The sequence below is a fragment of the Streptobacillus ratti genome, assembly GCF_001891165.1.
Lineage (GTDB): Bacteria > Fusobacteriota > Fusobacteriia > Fusobacteriales > Leptotrichiaceae > Streptobacillus > Streptobacillus ratti.
This window is the reverse complement of the sequence record NZ_LKKW01000008.1, coordinates 1-11,305: the sequence shown is the minus strand read 5'-3', so window position 1 is coordinate 11,305 and position 11,305 is coordinate 1. Positions and strand designations below refer to the sequence as shown.

The window sequence follows — 11,305 nt, the reverse complement described above, 5'->3', positions numbered from 1 at the left end:
NNCTTTTTATTAATAATTTTTAATTACATATTCAAATGCACTTAAAGCTGCTTTTGCTCCTTCTCCCATAGCAATTATAATTTGTTTATGTTTTGTGTTAGTACAATCTCCAGCAGCAAAAATACCTGAAATTGAAGTCATATTCATTTCATCAATTAATATTTCACTAGCTTTATTAGTTTCAACAATCCCCTTTACTAAATCTGAATTAGCACTTAATCCTATTTCTACAAATAAACCATCCATTTTTAATTCAAATTCTTCTGAATTATGTCTATTTTTTAATTTAGCAATTTCAGCATATTCATTACCAATAATTTCTGTTACTGCTGTTGATAAATATATTTTTACATTTTCTAAAGTAGATAATCTATCTTGTAATACTTTATCTGCTTTTAATTCATCCATATACTCTACTAATACAACACTTTTAGCTATATTAGAAATTTCTATAGCAGCTTCTACTCCAGAATTTCCTCCACCAACAATAATTACATCTTTATTTCTATAAAATGGTCCATCACAAGTTGAACAGTAATGTACACCTTTACCTGTATATTCCTTTTCTCCAGGAATACCAAGTTGTCTCCATTTAGCTCCTGTTGCAATTATAATAGTCTTAGTTAATACTTCCTTATTATCATCTGTAATTATTTTTTTTAAGTTACCATCATTAATAATTTCTTTTACTCTATGACCTTTATAGAAATAAATTTCATATTCAGACATGTGCTTTTCTAATTCTGTTGCATAATCAAAACCATTTGTTAAAGGAACACCAATAATATTTTCTATTTCATTTGTATCTAAAATTTGTCCTCCTATATCTTCACCTATCATAGCAGTTTTTAATCCTTTTCTAACTGCATATATAGCTGATGAAACCGCAGCTGGACCTGCACCAACTATAATAGTATCGTAAATAATTGTTTCGTCAAATTTTAAAATTTTACTCATTTTTCCTCCATTATTTTATAATTTTAACTATTTTTTTCTTACCACAACGAACTATAGTTTCTTCTGTTAAATTAACCATTTCATTAATATTTTTAATTGTAACATCATTAACTTTCATTGCACCTTGTTCTATAAGTCTTCTACCCTCACTATTTGATGATATAAAACTTATTTTAGATAATAATTGTAATGCAGTTAATTCATTTTCTATTAATTTAATTTCAGGTAATTCAACATCTAAGTTTTTATTACTAAATACATTTTCAAACCAAGATTTAGATTCACTTGCTATTTTTTCACCATAGTATTCTTTTACTAATTCATATCCTAATCTTTTTTTACATTCCATAGGATGTTGTGTTTTAAGCATTTCTTTTACATAATCTAATGGTAAATCTGTAATCATTTCATAATAATTTAACATTAATTCATCAGAAATCGACATGATTTTACCAAACATATCATTAGGACTGTCTTGTATAGATATATAGTTACCTAATGATTTAGACATTTTTTCTACACCATCAAGTCCTACAAGTATTGGCATAATCATACATATTTGTTGTTCTTGATTGAAATTTTTCTGTAAATCTCTACCTCTTAATAAATTAAATTTTTGTTCTGTAGCTCCCAATTCAACATCTGCTTCTAAGGCAACTGAATCATACCCTTGTAATATTGGATAAGTAAATTCAATTAAAGATACTGGTTGGTTATTTGATAATCTTTTAGAAAAATCTTCTCTTTGTATCATTTGAGAAACTGTAAACATTGATAAAAGTTTTAATACTTCTTCTAATGTCAATTTCTCTAGCCAATCATGATTATACACCACTTTTATTTTATCAAGATCTAATATTATCTTTACTTGTTCTAAATATGTTCTAATATTTTCTTGTATAGTTTCAAAATTTAACATTTTTCTAGTTTCAGATTTACCTGTTGGATCTCCAATTCTAGCTGTAAATGTACCAATTAAAAAATTTACTTCATGTCCTAAATCTTGAAATTGTCTTAACTTTCTAATAGGTATAGCATGTCCTATATGTAATTCTGAACCAGTTGGATCTATTCCAAGTTTAACTTTTAAAGGTCTATTATTTCTAATTGAATTTTCTAATTTTTTTTTAAATTCTTCTTCGCTTATTATTTCTTCACAACCTCTTTTAAGTATTTCAAATTGTCTTTCTACTTCTTTTTTTATTTCTAATTCCGACATAAATCCTCCTATCCACTATTTCTAAGTCCAGTTGCAATTCCATTAATACTAGTATGTATTGCTTTATTTATCTCTTCTGTATTATTTCCAGATCTTCCTTGTTTTATTAATTCAATTTGTAAATAATTTAAAGCATTAAAATAAGGTAATCTATTTTTTAAACTTAAAGTAAGCATTTCATTATCTTCTAATAAATAATTGATTCCTGTAATTTCTTTTAATAAATTGAAAGTTAAAATCCATTCATCATTAATCATATTAAATATTTTATTCGATACTTCCTTATCTTTAACAAGATTTGCATACTCTTTTGCTATATTCATATCTGCTTTAGAAAGTACCATTTCTAAATTAGAAAGTAAGGCTTTAAAAAATGGCCAATTCTTATACATCAATCTTAAAGTTTCTAATCCATTATTTTCTTTAATCCATTTATTAAACGATGTACCTACACCGTACCAACCAGGAAGCATAACTCTTGTTTGCGACCAAGAAAATACCCATGGAATAGCTCTTAATCCCTCTATATCTAAGATTTTTTTTCTTGATGAGGGTCTTGACCCTATATTTAATGAAGAAACTTCATTTATTGGTGTAGATTCAAAGAAATATTCAGAAAAACCTTTAGTTTCATAAACTAAATTTCTATATTTTTTATAGCTAATATCTGATATCTCTTCCATTATATTTTCATATTCTCTAATATCTTTTGACTCATCTTTTAATGATTTTTCTAAAGTTGCAGATAATAAGGCTTCCAGATTAAATTTACCTAAGTCAAGATTACCATATTTTGCCCCTATTACCTCACCTTGTTCAGTAAGTCTGATTTTTCCAAGAATAGATCCACTCGGTTGAGAAAGTATAGCTTCATAGCTAGGTCCTCCTCCACGACCGACCGTTCCACCACGACCATGAAAGAAATTAAGCTTAATATTATATTCCTTAGCTAAACTCACTAATTCTTTTTGAGCTTTATATAAATACCAACTAGATGTAATATATCCACCGTCTTTATTACTGTCTGAATAACCCAACATTATTTCTTGAATGCCACCATTATTTGATAACCATTTTTTTAATATATCAAGTTCAAACCAAGTTCTCATAATTTTTTCAGAATTTTTTAAATCTTCTATACTTTCAAATAAAGGAGATATATTAACCTTGCCATCTAAATCAAACTCTTTTAATAATAAGGCAAGTTCTAACATATCTGAAATTTCAACAGTATGAGATATAATATTTTGTTCAATTATATTTTTTCCAAAAATATTTATTAATTTTTTCATAGTGTTGAATATACTTAATTCTTTTTCTAAAATTTCAGATTTTTTACAATTTACAGAACTTAATTTTCTAGGTTCATTCTCTATTTGATTTATCAATATATTGCATTTTTCTTTTTCTGTTAAAGATGAATAATTATCTGTAATTTTTGCAATATTTAATAATTCATTAACACAAAATTCATATACACTTGAGTCCTGTCTTAAATCTATTGCTGATAAATGATATCCAAATATCTTTACTGATTCAATTAATTCATCAAGTCTACCATATGCAATTATTTTATCACTATACAATTCTATAGATTTTCTGATAATCAATAAATCATTTAATAATTTTTTTGAATTATAATATGAATCATATGGTATTCCAAGTTTTTCTTTTAATAATTTAATCTTTACTTCTTGTAAATTATCCATAATATATGAAATTGCTAATCTATACGGCTCATATGTTCTATGTTCTGAATTATCTTTTGAAAGCTTTTCAAGTTGTTTTAATTCATCACTATATTCATTTTTTAAGCTTGAAATTGAAAATTCTCTATATAACTTTTTTAATTCAGAAATATAGTAGTCTATTGCAGTTTCAACCTGTGAATAAGCTGCATTTAATAAAGTCCCTTCAGTAACAAATGGATTTCCATCTCTATCTCCACCTATCCATGTTCCCATTAATATAGGGGTATATGAATTAGAAAATATTCCCAATTTTTTAGCTAACTCTTTAAATTTAATATTAATTTTAGGAATAGCTTTTAAAAATGTTGAGTTATAATAACTTAATGAATTTGTAATTTCATTACCTACTCTTAATTTAGAAGTTCTTAATATATCTGTTCTCCATAATAAATTAATATTTTTTCTTAATTCATTCATCCATTCATTTTCATCTAATAAATTATGTTCAACTAATTCTCTTTTTTCTAATATTTCATATATATTTTGAGTTAAATCTAAAATAGATTTTCTCTGAACTTGAGTCGGATGTGCCGTTAAAACAGGCACAACTCTAATATTTGAAAACACTTCTATTAAATTTTCTTTATCCATATTATCCAAATCAAGTTTATCAAATAAATTATCTAACATACCCTCAGTATAATTTTTAGTTATTGTATTGTATTTTAATATTCTTGATTGATATACATCCTCAACTATATTTATTAAAAGAGGTAATATTGTTAAAAGTCTAACAATATTTGAATCTATTTTTTCAATATCTTTAAAATGTTTTTCGTTATCTAAAATAGAATCAATATCTATATCTGGTACTATTTCTGATAAAATATTTTTAATAATTCTAATTTCTTTACTAAGTAATTCCTTATTTAGTTTTATTTCATCATCTGGTTTTAATATAACTGAATCCATTTTAACCTCACATTATCTTCTTTTTTTCTTGCTATCTCCCATTTTAGATCTACTTTTCTTACTTGATCCATTCCCAGATTTACTAGAATTAGCAACTTCAACCATAGGTTTATTATTTTTTGTAGTATTTTTATTAAATATTTTTATTATTACCTCAGCCTCGTTTAATGGTACAGTAATAAATGAGAAATTAGGCATTACTTTTACATCTTTAATCTTTCTACCAGGTACTTTTGTTTTTTCATGTATAAGTTTTAATAATTTATTTACATTTAGTCCATCTTTTTCTCCTAAAGCTATAAATAGTCTTGTATTATCTTTAATTTCAACTTGTACATTTTTTATTTTACTATAACTTTCAGGAATAAATTCATCATCATATATATGTCTTAATAAAGATGCAACTGTTGCTTCAATATTTTTACCTTTTAATAATTTATTAGCTAAATCTAAATATAGTTTATAGTCATTTTCTAACATTATTTCTTCTACAGATGCAATTAACAATTCTTCTTTTGCATTAATAATATCTTCAACATTTGGAATATTTTCTTTCTTTATATCAGATTTAGTTTCTCTTTTTATTTGTGCCAATTTTCTTGATTCTTGAGGTGTTACAAATGTAATAGCAACCCCTTTATTTCCAGCTCTACCCGTTCTACCTATTCTATGAACATATGAGTCAGATTCTTGTGGTATAGAATAATTAATAACATGTGTTAAATTACTTACATCTATTCCACGTGCAGCAACATCTGTTGCAACTAAAATATTTAATACCTTATTTTTAAATAAATCTAAAGCTTTTTCTCTTAAACCTTGAGTTATATCTCCGTGTATTGCTTCAGCATCATAGTTTCTAGCTTTTAGCTTATTAGTAACCTCATCTACTTCCGATTTTGTTCTACAGAATACAATTCCATAAAAATCCGGCTTATAATCTAAAACTCTACATAAAGCTTCAAATTTATCTTCTCTTCTTACCTCAAAGTATATTTGTTCAGTTAAATGTGTTGTTAATTCTTTTTTTTGAACTTTTAATATCTTGTGTTCAGGCATAAATCTTTTTGCAATAGCAAGTATAGGTTTTGGTATAGTTGCAGAGAAAAATAACATTTTTTTATCTTCATTTGTTTTTTCTAATATTAATTCTATATCCTCAATAAATCCCATATTTAACATTTCATCTGCTTCATCTAATACAAAATATTCTAATTCATTTAGTTTTAAAGCCCCTTTATTAATCATGTCAATAACACGCCCTGGTGTTCCTACAACAATATCAACACCTTTTTTTAAATTTTTAATTTGGTTTTCAATTGAAGCTCCACCATATACTGCTAAAACCTTAACTTCTTTTTTACCCTTTAAAGAATATATTTCATCACTAACTTGATTTGCTAGTTCTCTTGTAGGTGCAAGTATTAATGCTTTTACCTTTTTTGTTGGTATTATTCTTTCTAATATAGGTATAGAAAATGCTGCTGTCTTACCTGTACCTGTTTGAGCTTGACCTATTAAATGAGTTTCCTCTTTTAATAATTCTGGAATAACTAATGCTTGTATTTCACTAGGTGAAACAAACCCCTTTTTTTCTAATGCTTCTAACATTTCATTACTTAAATTGTAATCTTTAAAATTCATTCGTACCTTCTTTCTTAAAATCAATAGGATATTCTAGTAAAAATTTACCTAGTTTACCTATTCTAAAATCTTTGAGTAATCTTCTTGAAATTAACTCATAACTAAATTTTTCACTTTTATGTATACCTAATCTTTTTTCTAATAATTCAAATATTTCAATATTCGTCTTATCAATTAAAGTATTTTCATCTAAATTATATGAATATATTAAATTATCTATTATATCTTGTTTTTTCATAATATCTAATAGTTTATTTGAAACTTCTTCTAATGGAAGAATATCATCTCTAATAGATCCTGTAATAGCTAAATTGAATGATATAATATTATCTTCAAATTTTGGCCACAAAACTCCAGGTGTATCTAATAATTCAAATTTATCATCAACTGTTATCCATTGTTTTCCTCTTGTAAATCCTGGTTTATTTCCAACTTTAGCCTTATTTTTATTTGAAAATTTATTAATAAATTTAGACTTACCTACATTAGGAATACCTACTATCATAGCTCTAACAACCGTTTTTCTTAACCCTTTTTTCTTCATTTTTTCAAGTTTTTCATCATATATCTTATTAACTATTTTTCTAAGTTCACTGAAGTTTTTATTTTTTTCAACACTTATCGCTAAAAAATGATGAGATATTTTATTAAAAATAAAATATTTTTCCCATTCTTTTAATTTAGTTTCATCAATTAAGTCAGTTTTATTCAAAACTACAACTCTTAACTTATTTTTAGCTAAATACTCTATATCTGGATTTTTACTCGAAATTGGTATTCTCGCATCTAATATTTCAATTACTAAATCAACGATTTTTAAATTTTCAATTATCATTTCTTTAGTTTTTTTCATATGACCCGGATACCAGTTAATCATCACACTCATTTTTTTCTCCACTTGCTATAAAAAGTACTATTTCACCTTTTATATTTCTTTTTTCTAATTTTTCTATTAACTCACTAGTTTTACCTCTTAGAATTTCTTCGTAAATTTTAGTTAATTCACGAGTTATTACAACATATCTATCACCTAGATATGTTTGTATATCCTTTAAAGTTTTAACAATTCTATTTGGTGATTCAAGAATAATAATAGTTCTTTCTTCTTTTTGAAGTTTTAAAAATAAAGTTTGTCTTCCTTTTTTCTTAGGTAAGAACCCCTCATATGCCATACGTCTTGTATCTATCCCTGCTATTGAAGCTCCTGTAGTAATAGATGATGGACCTGGTATTGAAGTAACTTTAAGATTTTCTTTTAATGCAGTATCTACCAATTCATATCCTGGGTCAGATATACATGGCATTCCAGCATCAGTAACTATTGCTACATTTTTACCATCTTTTAAAAGTTTTACTATATTTTCAATTTGAAATTGCTTATTATGTTCATGATATTGATAAACTTTAGTATCAATTTCATAATGATTTAATAATCTCTTTGTTACCCTTGTATCTTCAGCAAAAATATATTCTACTTCTTTTAAAGTTCTAACTGCTCTAAAGGTCATATCTTCTAAATTACCTATAGGTGTCCCTACTATATATAACATAAAATCCTCTATTTCTTTTTATTATTTTCTTCTAATATTTTTTCTTTTTTAGTTTTTTTATCTGATTTATTATCCTCTTTTTTATCAGATTCAACTTTTTCTCCTAGTAAATATTTTACTGCTGCATTAAATTGTATATCTCCATTTTTAATTATTTCTTCAGCTTTTTCTTTACCCTCTATTTCTTCTAAAAGTTTGAAAATTTCTTTTTTTCTATTTTCTTTAGCCTCTTTTGTTTCTGTTGAATAACCTTTATCTAATAATAATGAATTCATTTTAATATGTATATTTGGTTCTATTCCATTTTTATTAATATTATTATTTTTAGGTGTAGAATACTCAGCTATAGTTAATTTTAACGCATCTTTTCCGTTTGTAAATGGATATATTCCTTGTGCTACACCTTTTCCATATGTAGTTTCTCCTATTATTGTAGCTCTTTCATAATCTTTTAATACACCTGTAACAATTTCAGATGCTGATGCAGAACCTTTATTAACTAGTATTACCATTTCTCCCTTAAATATTTGTTCTCCAACCCTATTATGTATTTCATTTATACCAGATCTAGTTTTTAAAGAAACTATTAAATCATCTGGAACAAACATCGAAGCTATTTCTACTGCTTCTGAAAGAGAACCTCCTGGATTTCCTCTTAAGTCAAAAATTAATTTTTTCATTCCTTGTTTTTCTAAGTCTAATATAGCTTTTTTTATTTCTTCAGCAACAGTGCTTCCAAATTGTAATAATGATATATATCCTATTTTATTCTTATCGTCATACATCTTATATTCTACATTATCAAGTTTAATTTTTTCTCTTTTTAATGTGATAGTAAGAGGATTTTTAAGACCACGTCTATAAATCTCAAGTTTAACCTTAGTATTTTCATTTCCTCTTAATTTATTAGAAGATTCTGTTGCTGTAAGATCTATTATATCTATATCATCTATTTTAGTAACTATATCCCCTATTTGTATTCCTGATTTAAATGCTGGTCCACCAATAAAAGTAGATGTTACTTCTAAATAATCTCCTTTTTCTTTTCTAATTGACATACCAACACCAATATATACTCCGTCTAAACCTTGATTAAGTTCTTTAATTTCTTTCTCACTTAAATATTCAGAATATGGATCGTTTAAACTTTTTACTATTCCACGAAGTGCAGCTTGATATAGTTTTTCTTTATCAACTTCTTCAGAACCAACCCATATTTCATTAATACGATTTATTGTACTAATAATTTTATTTATGTTTATTATATCAACTGTGGCATTTGCTCTTTGTTCTGCTGATACCTCTCTTTTTCTTATAATTTTATTTTCTTCAGAATATGTTACATATCCAAATAAGCCTATTAAAAACACTGTTAATAAATGTTTTTTATTTATTCTCATAAATTGCTCCTTTTTGTATAAATTAAAAATTCTTTATTTCCTTTTCCTCCAAGTATTGGAGATTCAATTATATCTACTATTTCATAATTAAATTCTTTAAAAGAATATATTACTTTTTTAATTGCTTCATCATGATATTCTTCATTAACAACTATTCCATTTTTTGATATTTTTTCTCTACCAACTTCAAATTGAGGTTTAATCAATGCAATTATTTTAGTGTTTTCTTTTGAAAATTTATTAAAAAAAGGAATAACTTTAGTTAAAGAAATAAAAGAAACATCTATTACGATATAATCAACTTTTTCTTGAATTTCAAGATCTTTAATATGTATTTGCTCAAGAGATATAACTCTCTCATCGCTTCTTAATTTATAGTCCAATTGATTAGTTCCAACATCATTTGCAAATACTCTGATAGCACCATTTTGCAATGCACAATCTGTAAAACCACCTGTAGATGCTCCTATGTCTAAAACAATTTTATCTTTAAAATTTAAATCCCAATATGTTATAGCCTTTTCAAGTTTTAATCCACCACGACTAACATACTTTAATTTATTTTTTATTCTAATTTCTTTAATATTTTCTTCTTTAAATTGTGTACCTGCTTTAGTTTCTATTTTATCGTTTATAATAACATTTCCTATCATAATTTCTCTTTTTGCTTTTTCTCTAGTATCAAAATATCCAAGTTCTACTAAAAGTACATCTAATCTTTTTTTCATATTATGATAATAAATATCCTTTCATTAAAAATGTTATTACTATACCAAGTATAGCACCAGCAAATACCTCTAAAGGTGTATGACCTAAGAATTCTTTTAATTCTTTAATTTCTTCTTCATGTAAAAATCTTTTTTCTTCAATAATTGAATTTAATATTTTAGCATGTTTACCAGCTTCTTGTCTTATTCCTGTGGCATCATACATTGTTACTAACGAAAAAATAAAGGCAATTGCAAATTCTAATGTTGAAAATCCTCTTAATATTCCAACTGAAAAACATAACGATACTGTAGAAGATGAATGTGAGCTTGGCATTCCTCCAGTAGAAAATAGTCTAGTGAAATCTACTTTCTTTTTAAAAAGGAGTGGTGAAAGACATTTATAAATTTGTGCAGAAAAAGCAGAAATAAATACAACGTCAAGTATTTTATTACCTAAAATGAAACCATTACCCATTAATTTCACGCCTCTTCTTTTTAAATTCAATAAATTCTCTTGTTATTTCTCCAATTTTATTTTTTTCTCTTTTTTCCTTAAAAAATATCATCACTTTTCCAACTGAACCAACAAAAATACATTTTGCCTTTGCTTCAATCTCATTTATTATCTCGATATTAACATCTTCTAAACTGTTTTGTAATAATTTAACTTTCATTAATTCATTTTTTTCAATATATATTCTAATACTATCAATTACTGCATCAGTTAGACCCTCTTTTCCGACTCTAACAACAGGCTCTAACCCATGTGCTTTTTTTCTCAAAAAATTTCTTTCTTTACTATTCATTTCTTATCTCCCAATATATTTCTTTTTCTACTTATTATACCATATTTTATAGTATTTACCAAACAGTATATATATTTTTTTTAAATAAAAATGTTTAGTTGTCAAACATATGTAACAAAATATTTAAAAAGTTTCTGTATAAGTGTGTAATTAACCACTTAGTCACCTTTTTTACATTTTTATTAATTTGTTAAACTATTTTGATACTCTCTTACTACCTCATTCGGACTCTTAAAGTTTAGTACTTTTCTCCTTATATTATTATATCTACTACAATACTTCTTTACTCCTCTTTTTAACTCCTCTATACTCCTAAATACTCTCCCTAAATAATACTTACTATCCTCCCTATAACT

The 11,305-nt window shown here is 25.6% G+C and carries 11 protein-coding genes; all 11 read right to left on the bottom strand.

From position 1 onward, the window contains the following. Nucleotides 1-9: 9 nt before the first annotated feature. Nucleotides 10-957, bottom strand: coding sequence for an FAD-dependent oxidoreductase (locus BT993_RS02350; RefSeq protein WP_072593052.1), 948 nt, complete (start codon nt 955-957; stop codon nt 10-12). Nucleotides 958-967: 10 nt separating this feature from the next. Beyond that, nucleotides 968-2,176, bottom strand: coding sequence for a tyrosine--tRNA ligase (gene tyrS, locus BT993_RS02345; protein WP_072593051.1), 1,209 nt, complete (start codon nt 2,174-2,176; stop codon nt 968-970). Nucleotides 2,177-2,184: 8 nt separating this feature from the next. Further along, nucleotides 2,185-4,839, bottom strand: coding sequence for a phosphoenolpyruvate carboxylase (ppc, locus tag BT993_RS02340; RefSeq protein WP_072593050.1), 2,655 nt, complete (start codon nt 4,837-4,839; stop codon nt 2,185-2,187). Nucleotides 4,840-4,851: 12 nt separating this feature from the next. After that, complete coding sequence (locus tag BT993_RS02335; protein ID WP_072593049.1) at nt 4,852-6,483, bottom strand: DEAD/DEAH box helicase; 1,632 nt, start codon at nt 6,481-6,483, stop codon at nt 4,852-4,854. Then, nucleotides 6,473-7,336, bottom strand: a complete 864-nt coding sequence (gene ylqF, locus BT993_RS02330; protein WP_425274392.1) for a ribosome biogenesis GTPase YlqF — start codon at nt 7,334-7,336, stop codon at nt 6,473-6,475. The genes BT993_RS02335 and ylqF overlap by 11 nt, the downstream gene beginning before the upstream one ends. Nucleotides 7,337-7,352: 16 nt before the next feature. Then, a complete protein-coding gene (gene rsmI, locus BT993_RS02325; protein WP_072593047.1) occupies nt 7,353-8,033 on the bottom strand; it encodes a 16S rRNA (cytidine(1402)-2'-O)-methyltransferase in 681 nt (226 codons plus the stop codon). A gap of 8 nt (nt 8,034-8,041) precedes the next feature. Further along, the gene (locus BT993_RS02320) at nt 8,042-9,433 is read right to left on the bottom strand and encodes a S41 family peptidase (protein ID WP_072593046.1); all 1,392 of its coding nucleotides are present in this window, start codon (nt 9,431-9,433) and stop codon (nt 8,042-8,044) included. Beyond that, nucleotides 9,430-10,161 (bottom strand): TlyA family RNA methyltransferase, encoded by a 732-nt coding sequence (locus BT993_RS02315; protein ID WP_072593045.1) that lies wholly within the window; start codon nt 10,159-10,161, stop codon nt 9,430-9,432. The genes BT993_RS02320 and BT993_RS02315 overlap by 4 nt, the downstream gene beginning before the upstream one ends. A gap of 1 nt (nt 10,162) precedes the next feature. After that, nucleotides 10,163-10,618 (bottom strand): divergent PAP2 family protein, encoded by a 456-nt coding sequence (locus tag BT993_RS02310; RefSeq protein WP_072593044.1) that lies wholly within the window; start codon nt 10,616-10,618, stop codon nt 10,163-10,165. Continuing rightward, the gene (locus tag BT993_RS02305; protein ID WP_072593043.1) at nt 10,611-10,949 is read right to left on the bottom strand and encodes a YhbY family RNA-binding protein; all 339 of its coding nucleotides are present in this window, start codon (nt 10,947-10,949) and stop codon (nt 10,611-10,613) included. The genes BT993_RS02310 and BT993_RS02305 overlap by 8 nt, the downstream gene beginning before the upstream one ends. 182 nt (nt 10,950-11,131) lie before the next feature. After that, nucleotides 11,132-11,305 (bottom strand): IS3 family transposase (locus BT993_RS07615; protein WP_143604233.1); only part of this gene is annotated, 174 nt, incomplete at its 5' end.

Bases quoted from the DNA above. Each gene is read 5' to 3' on its own strand.
- BT993_RS02350 (WP_072593052.1), bottom strand. From the start codon at position 957: ATGAGTAAAATTTTAAAATTTGACGAAACAATTATTTACGATACTATT.
- tyrS (WP_072593051.1), bottom strand. From the start codon at position 2,176: ATGTCGGAATTAGAAATAAAAAAAGAAGTAGAAAGACAATTTGAAATA.
- ppc (WP_072593050.1), bottom strand. From the start codon at position 4,839: ATGGATTCAGTTATATTAAAACCAGATGATGAAATAAAACTAAATAAG.
- BT993_RS02335 (WP_072593049.1), bottom strand. From the start codon at position 6,483: ATGAATTTTAAAGATTACAATTTAAGTAATGAAATGTTAGAAGCATTA.
- ylqF (WP_425274392.1), bottom strand. From the start codon at position 7,336: ATGAAAAAAACTAAAGAAATGATAATTGAAAATTTAAAAATCGTTGAT.
- rsmI (WP_072593047.1), bottom strand. From the start codon at position 8,033: ATGTTATATATAGTAGGGACACCTATAGGTAATTTAGAAGATATGACC.
- BT993_RS02320 (WP_072593046.1), bottom strand. From the start codon at position 9,433: ATGAGAATAAATAAAAAACATTTATTAACAGTGTTTTTAATAGGCTTA.
- BT993_RS02315 (WP_072593045.1), bottom strand. From the start codon at position 10,161: ATGAAAAAAAGATTAGATGTACTTTTAGTAGAACTTGGATATTTTGAT.
- BT993_RS02310 (WP_072593044.1), bottom strand. From the start codon at position 10,618: ATGGGTAATGGTTTCATTTTAGGTAATAAAATACTTGACGTTGTATTT.
- BT993_RS02305 (WP_072593043.1), bottom strand. From the start codon at position 10,949: ATGAATAGTAAAGAAAGAAATTTTTTGAGAAAAAAAGCACATGGGTTA.